The sequence below is a fragment of the Campylobacter hyointestinalis subsp. hyointestinalis genome, from assembly GCF_013372145.1.
Taxonomy (GTDB): Bacteria; Campylobacterota; Campylobacteria; order Campylobacterales; family Campylobacteraceae; genus Campylobacter; species Campylobacter hyointestinalis.
Window position 1 is genome coordinate 174,178 of sequence record NZ_CP053827.1, and the last position, 16,835, is coordinate 191,012.

Here is a 16,835-nt window from a genome sequence, read left to right on the forward strand (position 1 = left end):
GTCAAACGTGAAAAATGCACTGATTTTGGCAGGAGGAAAAAGTAGCAGAATGGGAAGCGATAAAACGCTTCTTGCTTACAAAGATTATCCTAGCATTACGCACTTTTTATTTGAGCGTTTAAGCAAGATTTTTGAAGATGTTAAAATCAGCGCAAAAAATGATAAATTTGAGCCTAAACTTCCTGTTTTGATCGATGATTTTGGTGAGTTTTCCGTCTTAAAAGTCATAGCAAATTTAGATAAAAACTATGATGAGCCGGTTTTCATCATAGCTGCAGATACACCGTTTGTAAAACTTGAAACGATAAAAGAGCTGTATTTAAATTTAAAAAATAACGATATATCTCTTCCAAGAGACGGCGAGTTTGTGCATGGGCTTTGTGGATTTTATAATCCTAAAGTGAGCCTAGCAGCGCAGTCTTTGTTAAAAAATGGTATGCAAAAAGTCTCACTTTTGCGAGATCTTTGTCCTACTGCTATGACTGAATTTAAAGATAAAAAGCAGTTTTTAAATTTAAACACTCAGGCTGATTATGAGCTTGTAAGATGATGTTAAAGATATCTGTTTTGATTTCAAGTTTATGCTTGATAGCTTATGCAAACTCAGCTGATGAGCTATACAAAAAAGCTGGTGAATTTGAAAAAAATGGAGATACGAAAAATGCACTTTTTTTCTATAAGCAAGCAGCGAAAGCTGCTTTAGATATAAAAGATCTAAGCGAGGAGCCGCAAATCGATAAAAAGCAAGATCATAGCATGAATTTTGCTCATACAGATGAGCCGATAACCGGTTTTTTCGGTCTTGAAACTTTTCATACAAATTATCTTTTACCAGCAACTTATACAAAAAATATACCAAATGACGGACGCAAGAAATTTGAGACTAAATTTCAAATAAGTGTTAAAAAACCTCTTGTTAGAGATATTTTCGGTTTAGATGAAACCTTATATTTTGGTTATACTCAGCGTTCGTGGTGGCAAACTTCAAAAGATTCATCTCCATTTAGAGAGAGTAATTATGAGCCTGAATTCTTTGTAAATTTTCCTACAGATATCTTAGAAATTCCGAGTTTAAAAAATTTCCAGCTTGGAGTTTTGCATAGTTCAAACGGTAAAGACGGCGAGCAGTCGCGTTCTTGGAATAGGGTTTATCTAAGGGGAAATTTTGTTTATGATAATTTTAGCATAGCTCCGCGTCTTTGGTGGAGAATCCCAGAACACGATGATGACAATCCAGATATTAAGGATTACGCAGGAAATGGCGATGTGAGTATGTTCTATAAATTTAACAAGCATATATTTAGTCTAAAGCTTACAAATAACCTTCATTTTGATAAAACAAATAGAGGATCTGCTGAGCTTGGATGGATGTTTCCACTATTTTATACGGGACTTTATGGATATATCCAGTACTTTAACGGTTACGCAGAGAATTTAGTGGATTACGATAAACATACAAATAAAATAGGCATAGGATTTTTGTTTTTTAAATAAGCTAGATTTTCTAGCTTATTTAAGGATGAGAGTATAGCCGCCCTCGCTTTGTCTGATACCATAATGATAGTTTCCATCCAGCCATATAACTACTCTATAAAACTCTTCGTGCGATCCAAAAGTTATCTTTTTTACTACCCCTTTATCCACTTTTAACGTTTTAGTATTTAGGCTTGTTTTTGGTCTTTTAAAGTCTATGACGATCTTGTTTGGCTGATCGATGATAAAATCACGGATCTTCTCGTCTTTGGTAAAGATATTGATTTTTGAGTTATAAATATCAAATTTAACAAGTTTTGAAAAATTTACGTTTTTAAGTGGGGGCTCTATTTTAGGTGCTTTTGTGGTATTTAGACCTATATTTACATTTTCTTTTTTGATATCTGGTTTGCTGGTTACTGATACGTCTAAGATCTTTGTGGCGCTTTTGTTTGGATTTGCTTGATTTCTTAGCACGAACTCATCGTGCCAATCAAAACTTCCATTTATATCTATGATCTTTTGTTTTATGCTACCGTCTATACTTTTATAATAAAAAACCGCATGAGTTAGCTCTCTAGCATCGCTTGGAAATTTGATTATCTTTGTTTCAAATGCTGGAGCGCTCTCAATGACGTTTGATGCGACCATATCAGTTTCATTGATATCGCTCGGTAAAAATGGATTTTCACGTCCGTAAAAAATAGACGCAAAAGCTAATAAAGTTAAAAATCGTTTCATATATTGCCCATTTATTTGTTGTAATTATCCGGATCTAAGCCTATAAGCTCAAAATACTCTTTTTGTAGTGCCGAGTTTGCCTCTTGTAGTTTTTGTACTTCTGTTTTCAAGCTATTTTTTTGATTGTGAAGATCTATCATCACATCAAGAGAGCGTGAACCAAAAAGTGCATTTCCTACGTAAATTCCTGCGACAACTACAAAAAAAGCTGCTCCAAGATATAATATTAGAAATTTAAAAGAGCTATTAGTCTTTTTTTTAGGGACGCTTAGCTCATCTAAAATTTCATTCAAATTTTATCCCCCAAATACTCACTAGTTTCAAGCTCGATCTCAAGTAAACGGTTGTATTTTGCGTTTCTCTCGCTTCTGCTTGTAGCTCCTGTTTTTATCTCGCCAGTGTTTAATGCTACTGCAAAGTCAGCTATAAAGCTATCTTCACTCTCGCCACTTCTGTGGCTCATAATGCAGCGATAACCATTTCTTTGAGCTAGACGCACTGTTTGCATGGTTTGACTTACTGAACCTATTTGATTTGGTTTTATAAGTATAGCGTTTGCTATGCCTTTTTCTATACCGACTTTTAGGATTTTTTCATTTGTTACAAATAGATCGTCTCCGACGAGCTGAACTTTGCTACCAAGTCTATCTGTTAGCAGTTTCCAGCCCTCCCAATCGTCTTCGCTAAGTCCGTCTTCGATAGAAAATATCGGATATTTGTTGCAAAGTTCTTCATATCTATCTACTAGTTCTTTGCTTGTTAGCGTTCTACCCTCAAGTTTATAAACACCGTCTTCGTACAGTTCGCTACTAGCTACGTCAAGAGCGATTTTGATCTGCTCTCCGGCCTTGTATCCGGCTTTTGCTATAGCTTCCATAATGATTTTTATGGGTTCTTCATTGTCTTTTAAATTTGGAGCAAATCCGCCCTCATCGCCAACGGCCGTGCTATGTCCTAAGTCATTTAGGATCTTTTTAAGTGTTTGGTATATTTCAGCTACGGCACGCAAAGCATCGCTAAAGCTTGAAAAACCAAAAGGCATTACCATAAATTCTTGAAAATCTACACTGTTGTTTGCGTGAGCTCCGCCATTTATTATGTTAAACATAGGAACGGGCAACGTGCAGGCATTTGTGCCGCCAAGGTATCTATAAAGTGGCAAATTTAGACTATTTGCGGCTGCGCGAGCTACTGCCATCGATACGCCAAGAACTGCGTTTGCACCTAAATTTGAGTAGTTGTCTGTGCCATCAAGTCCTAGCATAGCATCGTCTATAGCTTTTTGGTCGAGCGCGTCCATACCGCTTACTTCTTCTGCTATTAACGTATTTACGTTATTTACGGCTTTTAAAACGCCTTTTCCGCCGAATTTGCTTTTGTCGCCGTCTCTTAGCTCTAAGGCTTCTCGTTTACCGGTACTTGCACCGCTTGGCACGATAGCATCACCAACGCTACCGTCGCATAGTTTTACTTTTACTTTTAATGTTGGATTTCCTCTACTATCCAAAACCTCTATCGCTTTTACACTTTTTATAACAGGCATTATTCTTCTCCTAAATCTTCTTCATCTATATCCGTGCTACTCATAACACCATCGTCCATGTTTGCACGTATTTTTTCTATGATTGCTTCTGCTACTGCTTTGTTTTCTTTTAAAAATGCTTTTGAGTTTTCTCTTCCTTGTCCTAGCTTGCTGTTGTCATAACTAAACCAAGCGCCGCTTTTATCGATAATATCAAGTTTTACACCATAGTCTATTATCTCACCTTCTTTGCTTATACCTTCACCAAACATTATGTCAAATTCGGCTTGTTTGAATGGAGGCGCGACTTTATTTTTTACGACTTTTACTTTTACGCGGTTTCCGATAGGCTCGTCGCTCTGTTTTAAAGTGGCGATTTTGCGTACGTCAAGACGAACTGAAGCGTAAAATTTGAGTGCGTTTCCGCCAGTCGTAGTCTCAGGAGTACCATATCCCATGGCACCGATTTTCATACGAATTTGGTTGATAAATACAACCGTAGTCCCCATTTTATGTACTATGCCAGTTAGTTTTCTAAGTGCTTGACTCATAAGTCTTGCTTGAAGTCCGACGTGTTGATCTCCCATATCGCCTTCTATCTCGCTTTTTGGAGTGAGCGCCGCGACGCTATCTATGACTATGAGATCAACTGCGCCGCTTCTAGCTAGAGTTTCTACGATATCAAGAGCTTGTTCGCCGAAATCTGGTTGTGATATATATAAATTTTCAGTATCAACGCCTAAATTTCCTGCGTATTTTACGTCTAGTGCGTGCTCTGCATCTACAAACGCGCAAACTCCGCCGGCTTTTTGACATTCTGCTATGAGGTGTAAAGTAAGAGTTGTCTTACCTGAGCTTTCAGGTCCGTAAATTTCGATAATCCTACCTTTTGGAATGCCGCCGATGCCAAGAGCGATATCAAGTCCTATAGAGCCTGTACTGATACTGTCGATTGGCTCAAACTCTTTATCTCCTAGTCTTAAAATAGTGCCTTTTCCAAAAGCTTTATCGATCTGCTTTAAAGCTAAATCTAAGCTTTTTTTCTTATTTTCATCCATATTTTTCCTTGCAAAAATTTGAGCCATTTTATCAAAAAGTATTAAAAATTAAGCTAAATTTGAATACACTGCTAACAAAAAGTCAAAAAAAGGTGCAATTTTGAAAAATATAACAGTAGCTCATTCTCCAGATGCCGATGATATCTTTATGTACGAGGCTATCAAATTTGGTTGGATCGGTAGTGAAAAACTCTCGTTTTCTAATACCCCATCTGATATCCAAACTCTAAATTTCGAAGCGTTAAAAGGCACTTATGACACGACTGCTATAAGCTTTGGTCTGTATCCATTCATTTGGGAAGATTACGCACTTCTACGGACTGCTGTGAGTTTTGGTAATGGGTATGGTCCAAAACTTATCAAGAAAAAAGGCGTGAGCTTAAAACCGAATTTCAAAGTTGCTTTAAGCGGCGAGCATACTACAAATGCGCTTTTATTTAAGATAGCCTATCCAAAAGCTAGGGTGATTTATAAGAACTTTTTGGAGATAGAAAGTGCTGTTTTAAGTGGTGAAGTAGATGCTGGCGTACTTATACACGAAAGTATTTTGGACTTTAGCAGTGAGCTTTGTGTGGAGCGTGAAATTTGGGATATCTGGTGTGAGTTTAGAAATGATGATACTTTGCCATTGCCACTTGGTGGAATGGCAGTGCGAAGAAGCTTGCCTCTAACTGACGCTATAGAGTGTGAAAGAGTTTTGACAAAAGCCGTAGATATCGCAAATAAAAATAAAAAATTACTTTGCAAAATGCTTTTAGAGCGAAATTTAGTCAGAGTAGATGATAAAAAACTTGAAATTTATCTAAATTTATATGCAAATGATAGCTCTATAAGTATGGACAAACTTCAGATAAAAGCGTTAGATAGGCTTTTTGAGCTAGGTTTTGAACACGGATTTTATCCTAACCTTATAAAAGCAGAGCCAAATTTTATCCCTACTGAGTATTTAGAAAGCAGAAACGCCTGATGCAAAGCGATCTTATAGGGCTTGGAGTCGAGACTTTTAAGCTTACTCTTATGATAAGTCTCCCTATGCTTTTAGCCGGTCTTATTGCCGGACTTCTTATTAGTATATTTCAAGCTACGACTCAAATAAACGAAATGACTTTGAGCTTTGTACCAAAGATCATTTTAGTCGTCGTGATAATCATCTTCCTAATGCCTTGGATGATGAACCAAATGACGGATTTTACGGCTAGAATTTTAAATATGATACCGACTTTTATACAATGAAGATCGACTTTTCTAAATTTAGCTCTGTTAAGATCGGCGGAGTTTTTGATGTAGAACTTATAGACGAGATACGTGAATTCAGCGGAGTGATGATAGGCGGTGCAAATAATATTTTGATCTCGCCAAATCCACCTAAAATGGGGATTTTAAGCTCTAAATTCGACTATATCAAATTTGAAAACCGTATCTTAAAAGTGGGCGCAAAAACTAGCAGTGCAAAGCTTTTTAAATTTGCCAAAGATCATAATATCGGAGGATTTGAGTTTATAAAAAAAATCCCTGGTAGCATTGGTGGAATGATCACTATGAACGCCGGAGTAAAAGAGCACGAGATCAGCTTGAACTTAAAAAATATAACCACTAGTTATGGTGAATTTTCTAAAAAAGAGTGCGGCTTTAGCTATCGTCATTCAAATATCAAAGGCGTGATATTTGAAGCTAGTTTTGAAGTGATACGTGAGTTTGATGATGAACTATTTAAAGTGTTAAATGCAAAAAGGGCAAACCAACCAAAAGGCGCTAGTTTTGGTTCTTGTTTTGCAAATCCGCCAGGACATTACGCTGGAGCTTTACTCGAGAGTGTTGGGCTAAAAGGATTTAGGATAGGGGATTGCGGATTTAGTGAGGTGCATGCGAATTTTTTGATAAATTATGGTGGTGGTAAATTTGAAGATGCTTTGAGCCTTATAAATTTAGCCAAAGAGCGAGTTTTAGACAAATTCGGTGTAGAGTTAAAAAGTGAAGTCGTGATCTTGTAACGTTTTGATATTTTATTTTGAGCTTTTTATGTTTTGAAATGTTGTAGCTTAGTAAAATTCGTATTTTAGTTTTGTGCTTAAAAATAAATCAATGTTATTGACAAACAAAAAAGTTTTAGGTATAATTCCCACTCTTTTTTATTCCGGATTAGCTCAGCGGTAGAGTAGTCGGCTGTTAACCGATTGGTCGCTGGTTCGAATCCAGCATCCGGAGCCACTTTTATTAAAATCATATAAATTCCATAAAAATATCTTTGGCTACATTAAGCACAATAAAATAAATATTATTTTTTCTTCGCATACCCATTTATATTTTATTAAATTTATTAAAATAAAGCTGTTTTTTGTGGTATAAATAGTGCCGCGGATATGGATATTTCACGTAATTTTTCTTTTTAATTTACCGACTTTAGTTAAAATGCCGATATAGATAAAAAAGGAGATGCTATGGCTATAACTCCAGTAGGTGGAACTATCTACGTTAATCAAAATGCGCCAGCAGTCGCTAGCGTACAAAGTGATTTTCAATCAAAGTTGGAGCTCCAAAACGTCGTTGCCGCAGAGCTTGCTAATGAAAAGAAAAAAGAAGTTGCCCAGATCAGACCGACTGAAGAGACTTATAAGATAGATCCGCAAAATGAGCATGAAAAACAGCATGAGCGCGAATCCTTAGAAGAGCAAACCAAAGATCAAAATGAAAAAAAAGAAGAAAATAGCGATCAAAAAGATGAGCTAAGCAGCGAGCATAAGTTAAATATAGTCGTATAATGATGAAAAAAGTTTTATTATTTTTTATATTTTTGACTGTTTTTACTATAAATTTAAATGCTTCAAATATCAATAAAATCAGCATTATAAGCATTAGCCAAAGAACTCTTTACGCAAAAGTATTTGGGACAAATACAAACTCTTTGCTAGTTATGTACAATAATGAAAATCAGGGATCTAAATGCAGTTTGGTAGCTGCAGGCGCGTCTTTTGATGGGATCATTAGAAAATGGACGCTTAAATGTAAGCTTCCTAAGAGCTCTGGCAGACTTGTTATTTCATTCACAGATAGCTTTGGCAAAAGACAAGAAATTTCTAAATTTATCGAGTGATTTTCAGACTAAATTTAAAGTAATGTTTTAGTTAAATTTAGATAAAATCCCGCCAAAGGAAGTTCTATGAAAAATCGTATAATCATCGGCTTATTGCTTTTTGTTCTGTTTTTGGGCATAGCTTTGCTCGATATATTTTGGCTTAATTTTTTGATATTTGGTATTATATTGGCTACTGCGTTTTTAGAAAGTCTGAAGCTTTATAAAATAGAGCAAAAAAATCTCGTTTTTATAGCTCTCGTTTTTTATGGTATTTTACCATTTTTGCAAGGAATTAATGATATTTTTAAAGTAATACTTCTAAATTTGATCATCATATCGTCTGTTTTAGCATACACAAAATCAGATAATATGAAGCTTATATTACCTTTTTTGTATCCTACGGTGCCGATATTTATGATGTTTGCATTGTATCAAAACTACGGTATAGAGTGCTTGTTTTGGCTTATTTTTACTATAATAATCAGCGACACTGCGGCGTATTTCGTCGGGAAATACCTGGGAAGACATCCGTTTTCGGCTTCTAGTCCAAATAAAACCATAGAGGGCGTTATTGGCGGAGTGGTTTTTGGTAGCGTATTTGGAACTGTATTTGCGTTTATTTTTGTTGATGTAGGCTATTTTATGGCTGCTAGTTGTTCTATTCTTTTAACTATTTTTGGCGTATTTGGCGATCTTTTCGAGAGTTATTTAAAAAGAAGAGTAGACATCAAAGATAGCGGGGCTTTGCTTGGAGCTCATGGCGGTATTTTAGATAGAATGGACGGATATTTATTTGGCGTTGTGGCTATGTTTTTGGTGCTTGCATGATTATTTTGGGAAGCACAGGAAGTATCGGTAAAAATAGCGTAATACTAGCTAAAAAGCACGATATAAAAGTAAAAGCTCTAGCTTGTGAAAAAAACTATACAGAACTAAATCGTCAAATAAAAGAACTAAATCCAAAATTTGTTTATATAAAAGATCCTAGTTTAAAAAATCTAGTAGATCATGGCAATGTTTTTACATCTAATGATGGCATAGATACTTTTTTAAAAGCTATCAGCGACGAGTTTGACCCTACTTCTTGCATTCTCATAAACGCTCTTGTGGGCTTTAGTGGTTTAAAGCCTAGTATAGTGGCGCAAGGCCTTGGATTTAAGCTATGTTTAGCAAACAAAGAAAGCTTAGTAACCGGCGGTAAATTCTTAGATGCTAAAAGCATAGAACCTATCGACAGTGAGCATTTCGGGCTTAAATTTTTACTAAAAAACAGACCTAAAATTCAAAAACTTATCATCACTGCAAGCGGCGGAGCATTTTATAAATTTCCTTTAAAGTCTCTTAGCTCAGTCACTCCAGAAATGGCTTTAAATCATCCAAACTGGAACATGGGATCAAAGATCACGATAGATAGTGCGACTATGGCAAACAAGCTATTTGAAGTGCTTGAAGCGTATCATCTTTATTCTGTTAAAAACATAGACGCGCTCATAGAGCGAACTTCGGTTGTACATGCTCTTATAAATTTTTATGATGGCTCGACTACGGCTCATATCTCAAAAACAGATATGAAACTAGCTATCGCGCACGCCATAGGTTTAGGGGGCGAGCAGACGCTAGAATGTGTGGATCTTTTAGGCTTAAAAAGTATCAAATTTAAAGAGATAAACTTAAAAAAATACCCTATATTTTCATTAAAAAACGATGTTTTAAATAATCCAGATTTAGGCGTCATCATAAATGCGGCAAATGAAGAAATGGTATATAAATTTTTAGGTGGCCAATGTGGATTTTTAGATATAGCAGGAGCAATTTTTAAAGCGCTTGATAAATTTGGTTCGCCTAGAGTAGATGACATTGAGGGCGTTTTTGAAATAGATAAAAAAGTAAGAGAGTTTTGTAAAGGATTTTGATGAACGATAAGGGATTTTATGACGGCTACCATTTTAGAGCCGGTGATGCTTTATTTGGTGCTCAGTTTTTATTTGTAGCGTTTGGCGCTCTTGTGCTTATGCCGATCTTGACGGGGCTTGATGTAAATGTAGCGTTATTTACTGCTGGAATTGGTACTTTGATATTTCAAATTTGTACTAGAAAAAGAGTCGTTCCGATATTTTTAGCTTCAAGCTTTGCTTTTATAGCGCCTATTACTTTTAGCGTGGCTCAGTGGGGTATGAGCGCTACTATGGGAGGGCTTGTGGCTGCTGGTGGATTTTACGTAATCCTTAGCTTTATAGTTAGATTTAAAGGTCAAGATTTTATCTATAAACTTCTCCCTCCTGTTGTCGTAGGTCCTGTCATCATCACTATAGGTCTTATACTATCTCCAAGCGCTGTAGATATGGCTATGGGCAAAGGCGCTAGCTACTCTAGTCAGACTTCTCTTATCATAGCTGGGATCTCGCTAGTAGCTACTATCATAGCCATTACTTTTGGAAAAGGCATGATGAAGCTTATTCCGATTTTGATAGGTATTTTTGTCGGATATATTGTTTCGATATTTTATGGGATAGTGGATTTTTCTCCTATTACAAAGGCTAGTTGGTTTAGTATACCAAATTTTAGTACCCCTACGTTTGAGCTAAATGCTATGCTTTATATGATCCCAGTCGCCATAGCTCCTACTATCGAGCATATAGGAAATATCCTAGCTATAGGCAATGTGACAAAAACCGATTTTATAAAAAATCCTGGGCTTAAAGATACACTTTTGGGTGATGGTTTAGCTACGTCTGCGGCTGCGTTTTTTGGTGGGCCGCCAAATACGACTTATTCAGAAGTGACAGGCGCAGTAAGACTTACAAAAGCTTACAATCCTGGCATTATGACCTGGACTGCTATAGTTGCTATCTTGCTTGCTTTTGTGGGGAAGCTGGGTGCGCTCATTGCTACGATACCAGCTTCAGTCATCGGAGGCATCATGGTCTTGCTTTTTGGTATCATAGCAAGTGTCGGTATGGAAACTCTCATAAAGCATAAAGTCGATCTTGCCGATCCTAGAAACATGATAATAGTATCGCTCATACTCGTATTTGCTATAGGCGGTATGGTGTTTGATTTTGGCGTGGCTAGTTTTAGCGGTATAGGACTTGGCGCGTTCATAGGCGTGATATTAAATTTAGTACTACCAAAAACAGATAAATTTAGTGGATATAATGGATATTGATCTGATTTAAATTTAAAAAACGGAGTTTAGCTTGAGAGGGATTTTTATTAAATTTTTTATTTTAATAATTTGCTGTTACGTCTTAGAAGCAAATAATTTACAGTATTCTCTTATAAAAAAAGGTACGCTTGATGACAATACCGTTCTTGTCATAGGCGGGATCCAAGGAGACGAGCCTGGAGGCTTTTTAGCTGCTAGTTTGCTAGCTACTGAATACAACATTACAAAAGGCTCTTTGTGGGTCGTACCAAATTTAAATTTTATCAGTATCATCAAACGAGATCGCGGAATTTACGGAGATATGAACCGTAAATTTGATAAGATAAAAGAGAATGATCCAGATCTTAAAAGCGTAAATGGTATACAAAGTCTCATCGTAGATAAAAACGTTTCTATGGTATTAAATTTACACGATGGAAGCGGATTTTACAGAGATCACTATATAAATGAGTTAGAAAATCCAAAACGCTGGGGAAATAGCTGTATAATTGATCAAGAAAGTCTTGAAGGCTCCAAATACACCGATTTAAAGGGCATAGCTTTAAGAGTTATGGATAATATTAACCAAAATATCTTAGACGCCAAACATACGTATCATCTAAAAAATACGCAAACCGCAAAAGGCGACAAAGAGATGTTGAAATCTCTTACTTATTTTGCTATCAAAAATAATAAATCCGCATTTGCGAATGAAGCGAGTAAAACCTTACCTAGTCATCAAAGAGCGTATTATCATCTACTAGCTATCGAAGAGTATCTAAAGGTAGCTGGAGTGGAGTTTGAAAGAAGTTTTGAGCTAAATCCGCAAAATGTAAAAGAAGCTATAGAAAAAGAGATAGAAGTCGTACTATTTGATAATAAATTCTATCTTAGTCTAAATAATCCAAGGGCGAAGATAGGCTATGTACCGATACCTAAAAACACGGCGCTTGAGTATAACTCTACAAATCCGCTAACCGCTCTTATAGAGGACAAAGGCGGATACGTCGTGCATTATGGAAATAAAGTTCTTACAAAACTTATCCCTGAATATTTTAATTATTCAGATATAGAAAGTAGCGTAAAAATAGAAGCCGATGGTGTTTTAAAAGAGATCTCTCTTGGTTCAAAAATTAATGTTGAAGAAAATATAAAAGTCATAAGTCGTCCTAACGTAAGAGTAAATATCATAGGTTATAATTCAAAACTAAAAGACGAATCAGACATCACAGTAAATAAAAAAGACATCATCAGAAACTACTCTATAGATAAAAAAGGCAAAATCTTTAGGATAGAGCTTTATGAGCAAACAGACGGCGCTAATGATAAATTTATCGGTATGTTTTTGGTAGAATTTGCCATGCTAGATCTACCAAATGATGGAGCCTTATCATGATACTTGGTATAGAAAGCAGTTGTGATGATAGCTCGGTAGCTTTGATGAAATTAGGTACTTTTGAGCTTAAATTTTATAAAAAAATCACTCAAGAAAATGAGCATAGTAAATACGGCGGCGTAGTTCCAGAACTTGCGGCTCGTCTTCACGCCGCAGCTTTGCCGCGCTTGATAGAAGAGATAAAGCCATATTTTAGTGGTATTAAAGCCATCGCAGTTACAAACGAACCGGGTCTTAGCGTCAGTTTGATCAGCGGTGTGAGCGTCGCTAAATCCTTAAGTGTAGCTCTAAATTTACCTATTATCGCAGTAAATCATCTGATAGGACATATTTACTCTTTATTTTTGGGTAATGAGCCGGTTTTTCCGCTTGGAGTTTTGCTTGTCAGTGGCGGACATACGCTCGTGCTAAATATCGATGAAAACGGTGTTATAAGCATACTTGCTACTACTAGTGATGATAGTTTTGGTGAGAGTTTCGATAAAGTAGCAAAGATGATGGATCTTGGCTATCCAGGTGGAGAAGTTATACAAAATTTGGCTAAAAGTGGTGATAAAAATCGTTTTAAATTTAGCGTTCCTTTAAAATACGATAAACGTTTAGAATATAGCTTTTCTGGGCTTAAAAACCAAGTACGCGTTCAAATTGCGAATTTAGGAGATCTTGGCGAACAAGACATAAGTGACGTAGCTGCTTGCTTTGAAGAGACTGCCGTAAATCATATAATCGATAAATTAGAAAAGATTTTTGATAAATTTGAATTTAAAAATTTCGGAGTGGTAGGTGGAGCTAGCGCGAATTTAAATTTAAGAAATAAGCTAGAAAAACTTTGCTCTAAATTCGGTTCAAATTTACTTTATGCGCCTCTTAAATTTTGTAGTGATAATGCGGCTATGATAGCGCGCGCTGGAGCCACTAAATTTAAAAATGGCGAGTTTGAAGACGCTTTAACGATGCAGATTCATCCACGTTCAAATTTAGAGCTCATAAGACTTAAATGATAGTTATGATATAATTTAAAGATGAAATTTCTAGCATTAATAATTTTTGTCAGCGTTAATGTTTTCGCGTTTTCTCTTACGATAAACAGCGGTAGGCAAAACGGTAACGATTATTATGTTTTACATTTAGAAGATATCTTTGATATAGAATGCAAGGCAGAGCAAGACGCACAAAACATTTATACTTGTAAAGTTTTAGGTAGTCTTGATGATAAGATCAGAAATCAAAATTTACCGTTTGCAGATATTTTATTTGAAAAAAGCGGCGATAGTTACAATGTTATCATAAGAGCAAAACAAAAATCTAGGCTTATAAATGCTGGCGTGAGTCTGTTTAATACACAAAATCCAAAGCAAAAAACAGCTGATTTTTCTAAACATTTTACTATACTCATCGGACAAAACATAATAGAATCGCCGAAAAATAGGGGCGTCGGTATAGATTTTCCTATCACGTTTTTTAATGTTTTAAGACCTAGTATAGGTGCGCTAGATCTCAATAAAGAGCCGTTATCTTATGGAGATGGCGCTGATGTGGGCTCATACCTTAGTATCAAAAAAAGCTATGATAGCAAAGCATATAGCGAAGCGTTAAAAGATGCTAAAAAAGCACTTGAGCTTCATCCTCAAAGTATCTTTGCAAGTGAGTTTTGGCTTTATTATCTACGCTCTTCGCAAAAGTTGGCAAAAAGAGCAAACGACTATAAGCTAGCAGAGCAGTACGCTGATGATATAATAAATAGTGGTAAAAGGTGGATGAAAAACTATCCTTCTGATAGAAATTATCCTGAAGTTTTATATCTCATCACAGAAGCTTACCTTGATAAAGATATGACAAGTGATGCAAATTACGCTCTTGATATACTTATGACGGAGCATCCAGACTCGCCTTGGACGAAAACTACCATACTAGCTTACGCAAACGCTCTTTTAAATAAAGGAAAATTAGAAGATGCGGTGCGACTTTACGAAGATGTTTTATACTCGACAAGCGATCTCGATCTAGCAAGCAGAGCAGCCATAAAGCTAGCAGATGCTAGTATATCAAAGCAAAAATTTGATGATGCAAAAGAATATATCCAAAAGGTTATAGACTCAAATCAAAAGTATTTTGCTGAGGATCTTGCAAACTCTATGGAACAAGCCGCCGCTTTTAGGGATAAGGGTATGCAAGGTATTGCTTCACAAATTTATAGGATTGTTTTTGAATACTCAAAAAGAGGTGACAACTTTTATGAAACAGCGCTTCGAAATTTAGGCCTAAGCTTGTCAAAAATATCTGGGGCTAAAGAAGCTTATGAGTACTTGCAAAGATATCAAAAAGAATTTAGCGGTAGCGAGTTTATACCTGAGGTATCAGTCGCTTTAGATAGATTGTTTTTTGATTTAAACGGTACAAACGAAGAAAAACATAAAAACTACGCTCAGCTTATGGACAAATACAAAGGCTTAGATATAGGGAAAAAAGCTTTAAAAGAAGAAGTTAAGCTTAGCTTTGAAGAGAAAAATTATAAAAAAGTTTTAGGTTTTGGTGAGCAAATTTTGGATCTAAATGATAGTGATTCTACAAAATTTCTTAAAGATTCGGCTAGTTTTTTAGCAAATTTAGCAAATCAAAGCGGAGATTGTAGAACGCTAGTAAATATAACAAATAAATACGATTTAAAAGATGCTATAAAAGATAAGTTCAAGCTTTTTAATTGTCTTATGAGAACTGCAAAATACGATGAAGCGTTGAATTTAGCAGTATCTCACATCAGAGATGATGACTTGCACGATAGAGTCGAGTGGCTCTCAAATACAAGCAGGGCTCTTTATGAAGTAGGCAGGTATGAAGAGTGCATAAGGGCTTGCGATGAGGCTATGAGCCTAGCTTCTACTATAAAATATTCCGATCCGACAGCGGCGATTTTTTACCGTTTTTATTCGCTTTTAAAGCTAAATAGATTTGAAGAAGCACTAAGTAGTATAAATGCTCTTGAAAGTTTAAGGGGAAATGATATACGTTTAGTCGAAATTTACGATGCTGCAGCAAAATATGCAAAAGACAAGGGCTTTGATAGTGCTGCGCTTAATTATTCAAAAAAAGCTATTGATATGCAAAGAAAATTAGGCATTAGTACGTTTAGTCCAGATATTGATTTTATATATATATCATCACTCTTAAAAATAGCCAAATTTAATGAAGCCTTAAGTGTGGCTAGAGCTTTGCTAGGCATTAATATGCCTCCGCAGAGTAGAATCAGAGCCTTATATCAAGTGGCTGAAATTTATATCTCTATGAATGAGCCAAACTCGGCTAAAATTTATGTAGATGAGTGCTTGAAGATGAGACTAGACTCGCCTTGGAAAAACCTATGTGAGCAGCAAAGTAAGCTTATAAATTAGCTTTTATATCGGTCAGAATTTCATCAAATCCGCTTTGGAATTTTACTTTTTTTGTATTTGGGAACTGAGATTTATTGAACGTGCGTTGCCTTTTTGCTAGCTGGATAGTATGAGTAGCTATAAGCCAGTAAAGCTTATATACGCTAGATTTTTGGTTTTTAAGCTCATTAAGAATGCAGTTTTTATCAAATTTATCTGAATTTAGATCATTCAAACCGAAATTTTCGAATTCTCCCTTGCCGCGTAAGAATTCCCCACATTCCTTAAGCCCTATACATTTTAACGATTTTGCTTCAAATCCGTATTTGTCAAAAAGCAGATGAGCTTCGTTTAAAAGCCCTACTTCAAGCATCTTTTTGGTTCTTAGATATATCCTATCTTTGAGCTCTTCTTTATCCCAGCAGATCTCATAAATATCGATATTTTCGATAACTTTTTTATTTGTGTTTTGTTCTAGCCAAATAGTTGGAATACACTTTGAAAATTCATAAATTTGATACCATTTGTGAAGTCGAAATTTATCATTTTTACTAAATTTAGCACAAAATTTCTCATCGATTTTTAAGGCTATTTCCCAGATCTCATCATCGCTTAGTTTTATGTCGCATTCTGGAATTTTGGGGCTTAGCCCTTCTAGCATAGCTTTTAGATAAAAACCGCTTCCTCCTGTGATGATGAGCGGACAATTTTTAGATCTCGCGTAAGACACTGCTTTTTTATACTCGTCTATGAAGTTTCCTACACAAAAATGCTCGTTTGGATAGACTAAATTTATACCAAAATGGGTTATCTCTTCTAATTGTTCTTTGCTAGGTTTTGCGCTTGCTATATTGATATCTTTATAAAGACAGAGCGAATCAAGGCTCAAAATGACAGCGTCAAGCCTTTTTGCTAGTTTTATCCCCAGCTCACTTTTACCACTAGCAGTCGTTCCGATAAGTGCAAACTCAAAAAACACGAGCAACCTTTTTTTGGTTTAATTTTATCAAAAAAATATCAATAATTATAAATTTATGAAATATTTGCTACAATGATAAA

At 35.8% G+C, this 16,835-nt stretch carries 18 protein-coding genes and 1 tRNA gene; 14 read left to right on the forward strand and 5 right to left on the reverse strand.

Annotated elements, in window-relative coordinates:
• Nucleotides 1-7: 7 nt before the first annotated feature.
• Both CHHT_RS00915 and CHHT_RS00920 read left to right on the forward strand, forming a co-directional pair.
• Nucleotides 8-550, forward strand: coding sequence for an NTP transferase domain-containing protein (locus CHHT_RS00915; RefSeq protein WP_034962568.1), 543 nt, complete (start codon nucleotides 8-10; stop codon nucleotides 548-550).
• Entirely contained in the window at nucleotides 547-1,494 is a 948-nt protein-coding gene (locus CHHT_RS00920; RefSeq protein WP_051663738.1) for a phospholipase A, read from the forward strand. Before CHHT_RS00915 ends, CHHT_RS00920 begins: the two co-directional genes overlap by 4 nt.
• 15 nt (nucleotides 1,495-1,509) lie before the next feature.
• Here the strand turns inward: CHHT_RS00920 and CHHT_RS00925 are convergent, their stop codons facing one another.
• The 4 genes from CHHT_RS00925 to recA are packed head-to-tail and all read right to left on the reverse strand — an operon-like array spanning nucleotide 1,510 to nucleotide 4,794.
• On the reverse strand, nucleotides 1,510-2,214 hold the full coding sequence (locus CHHT_RS00925; protein WP_034962567.1) for an AMIN domain-containing protein: 705 nt from the start codon (nucleotides 2,212-2,214) through the stop codon (nucleotides 1,510-1,512).
• Between the two features lie 11 nt (nucleotides 2,215-2,225).
• Nucleotides 2,226-2,507 carry a hypothetical protein gene (locus CHHT_RS00930; RefSeq protein WP_034962566.1) on the reverse strand — a complete coding sequence of 94 codons (282 nt, stop codon included), beginning with the start codon at nucleotides 2,505-2,507 and terminating at the stop codon, nucleotides 2,226-2,228.
• Complete coding sequence (gene eno / locus CHHT_RS00935) at nucleotides 2,504-3,757, reverse strand: phosphopyruvate hydratase (RefSeq protein ID WP_034962565.1); 1,254 nt, start codon at nucleotides 3,755-3,757, stop codon at nucleotides 2,504-2,506. The genes CHHT_RS00930 and eno overlap by 4 nt, the downstream gene beginning before the upstream one ends.
• Nucleotides 3,757-4,794: a recombinase RecA gene (gene recA, locus CHHT_RS00940; protein ID WP_034962564.1), complete on the reverse strand. Its 1,038-nt coding sequence runs from the start codon at nucleotides 4,792-4,794 to the stop codon at nucleotides 3,757-3,759. Before recA ends, eno begins: the two co-directional genes overlap by 1 nt.
• 100 nt (nucleotides 4,795-4,894) lie before the next feature.
• Here recA and CHHT_RS00945 point away from each other — a divergent pair, with 100 nt between their 5' ends.
• The 12 genes from CHHT_RS00945 (at nucleotide 4,895) to CHHT_RS01000 (ending at nucleotide 15,797) form a co-directional block, all read left to right on the forward strand.
• Nucleotides 4,895-5,761: a menaquinone biosynthesis family protein gene (locus CHHT_RS00945; RefSeq protein ID WP_082864060.1), complete on the forward strand. Its 867-nt coding sequence runs from the start codon at nucleotides 4,895-4,897 to the stop codon at nucleotides 5,759-5,761.
• Nucleotides 5,761-6,027 carry a flagellar biosynthesis protein FliQ gene (fliQ, locus tag CHHT_RS00950; protein WP_034962562.1) on the forward strand — a complete coding sequence of 89 codons (267 nt, stop codon included), beginning with the start codon at nucleotides 5,761-5,763 and terminating at the stop codon, nucleotides 6,025-6,027. The genes CHHT_RS00945 and fliQ overlap by 1 nt, the downstream gene beginning before the upstream one ends.
• Nucleotides 6,024-6,785, forward strand: a complete 762-nt coding sequence (locus tag CHHT_RS00955; protein ID WP_034962561.1) for a UDP-N-acetylmuramate dehydrogenase — start codon at nucleotides 6,024-6,026, stop codon at nucleotides 6,783-6,785. Before fliQ ends, CHHT_RS00955 begins: the two co-directional genes overlap by 4 nt.
• A 142-nt stretch (nucleotides 6,786-6,927) precedes the next feature.
• Nucleotides 6,928-7,002 (forward strand) — tRNA-Asn (locus tag CHHT_RS00960).
• 230 nt (nucleotides 7,003-7,232) lie between these two features.
• Nucleotides 7,233-7,553 carry a hypothetical protein gene (locus CHHT_RS00965; RefSeq protein ID WP_034962560.1) on the forward strand — a complete coding sequence of 107 codons (321 nt, stop codon included), beginning with the start codon at nucleotides 7,233-7,235 and terminating at the stop codon, nucleotides 7,551-7,553.
• A gap of 2 nt (nucleotides 7,554-7,555) precedes the next feature.
• A complete protein-coding gene (locus tag CHHT_RS00970; protein ID WP_034962559.1) occupies nucleotides 7,556-7,885 on the forward strand; it encodes a hypothetical protein in 330 nt (109 codons plus the stop codon).
• Nucleotides 7,886-7,951: 66 nt separating this feature from the next.
• Nucleotides 7,952-8,695, forward strand: coding sequence for a phosphatidate cytidylyltransferase (locus CHHT_RS00975; protein ID WP_034962558.1), 744 nt, complete (start codon nucleotides 7,952-7,954; stop codon nucleotides 8,693-8,695).
• Nucleotides 8,692-9,780 (forward strand): 1-deoxy-D-xylulose-5-phosphate reductoisomerase, encoded by a 1,089-nt coding sequence (locus CHHT_RS00980; protein ID WP_034962557.1) that lies wholly within the window; start codon nucleotides 8,692-8,694, stop codon nucleotides 9,778-9,780. The genes CHHT_RS00975 and CHHT_RS00980 overlap by 4 nt, the downstream gene beginning before the upstream one ends.
• Nucleotides 9,780-11,033, forward strand: coding sequence for a uracil-xanthine permease family protein (locus tag CHHT_RS00985; RefSeq protein WP_034962556.1), 1,254 nt, complete (start codon nucleotides 9,780-9,782; stop codon nucleotides 11,031-11,033). The genes CHHT_RS00980 and CHHT_RS00985 overlap by 1 nt, the downstream gene beginning before the upstream one ends.
• A 46-nt stretch (nucleotides 11,034-11,079) precedes the next feature.
• Entirely contained in the window at nucleotides 11,080-12,408 is a 1,329-nt protein-coding gene (locus CHHT_RS00990; RefSeq protein ID WP_051663744.1) for a M99 family carboxypeptidase catalytic domain-containing protein, read from the forward strand.
• Nucleotides 12,405-13,409 (forward strand): tRNA (adenosine(37)-N6)-threonylcarbamoyltransferase complex transferase subunit TsaD, encoded by a 1,005-nt coding sequence (gene tsaD, locus CHHT_RS00995; RefSeq protein ID WP_034962555.1) that lies wholly within the window; start codon nucleotides 12,405-12,407, stop codon nucleotides 13,407-13,409. Before CHHT_RS00990 ends, tsaD begins: the two co-directional genes overlap by 4 nt.
• A gap of 21 nt (nucleotides 13,410-13,430) precedes the next feature.
• Nucleotides 13,431-15,797, forward strand: coding sequence for a tetratricopeptide repeat protein (locus CHHT_RS01000; RefSeq protein ID WP_034962554.1), 2,367 nt, complete (start codon nucleotides 13,431-13,433; stop codon nucleotides 15,795-15,797).
• On the opposite strand, the gene miaA is transcribed toward CHHT_RS01000, so the two are convergent.
• The gene (miaA, locus tag CHHT_RS01005) at nucleotides 15,787-16,755 is read right to left on the reverse strand and encodes a tRNA (adenosine(37)-N6)-dimethylallyltransferase MiaA (protein ID WP_034962553.1); all 969 of its coding nucleotides are present in this window, start codon (nucleotides 16,753-16,755) and stop codon (nucleotides 15,787-15,789) included. The genes CHHT_RS01000 and miaA overlap by 11 nt on opposite strands.
• Nucleotides 16,756-16,835: the final 80 nt, after the last annotated feature.

What these genes read in the sequence shown, in the direction of transcription:
- fliQ (WP_034962562.1), top strand. Translation starts at nt 5,761, where the DNA reads ATGCAAAGCGATCTTATAGGGCTTGGAGTCGAGACTTTTAAGCTTACT.
- recA (WP_034962564.1), bottom strand. Translation starts at nt 4,794, where the DNA reads ATGGATGAAAATAAGAAAAAAAGCTTAGATTTAGCTTTAAAGCAGATC.
- CHHT_RS00985 (WP_034962556.1), top strand. Translation starts at nt 9,780, where the DNA reads ATGAACGATAAGGGATTTTATGACGGCTACCATTTTAGAGCCGGTGAT.
- eno (WP_034962565.1), bottom strand. Translation starts at nt 3,757, where the DNA reads ATGCCTGTTATAAAAAGTGTAAAAGCGATAGAGGTTTTGGATAGTAGA.
- CHHT_RS00965 (WP_034962560.1), top strand. Translation starts at nt 7,233, where the DNA reads ATGGCTATAACTCCAGTAGGTGGAACTATCTACGTTAATCAAAATGCG.
- CHHT_RS00970 (WP_034962559.1), top strand. Translation starts at nt 7,556, where the DNA reads ATGAAAAAAGTTTTATTATTTTTTATATTTTTGACTGTTTTTACTATA.
- CHHT_RS00925 (WP_034962567.1), bottom strand. Translation starts at nt 2,214, where the DNA reads ATGAAACGATTTTTAACTTTATTAGCTTTTGCGTCTATTTTTTACGGA.
- CHHT_RS01000 (WP_034962554.1), top strand. Translation starts at nt 13,431, where the DNA reads ATGAAATTTCTAGCATTAATAATTTTTGTCAGCGTTAATGTTTTCGCG.
- CHHT_RS00920 (WP_051663738.1), top strand. Translation starts at nt 547, where the DNA reads ATGATGTTAAAGATATCTGTTTTGATTTCAAGTTTATGCTTGATAGCT.
- CHHT_RS00955 (WP_034962561.1), top strand. Translation starts at nt 6,024, where the DNA reads ATGAAGATCGACTTTTCTAAATTTAGCTCTGTTAAGATCGGCGGAGTT.
- tsaD (WP_034962555.1), top strand. Translation starts at nt 12,405, where the DNA reads ATGATACTTGGTATAGAAAGCAGTTGTGATGATAGCTCGGTAGCTTTG.
- CHHT_RS00975 (WP_034962558.1), top strand. Translation starts at nt 7,952, where the DNA reads ATGAAAAATCGTATAATCATCGGCTTATTGCTTTTTGTTCTGTTTTTG.
- CHHT_RS00980 (WP_034962557.1), top strand. Translation starts at nt 8,692, where the DNA reads ATGATTATTTTGGGAAGCACAGGAAGTATCGGTAAAAATAGCGTAATA.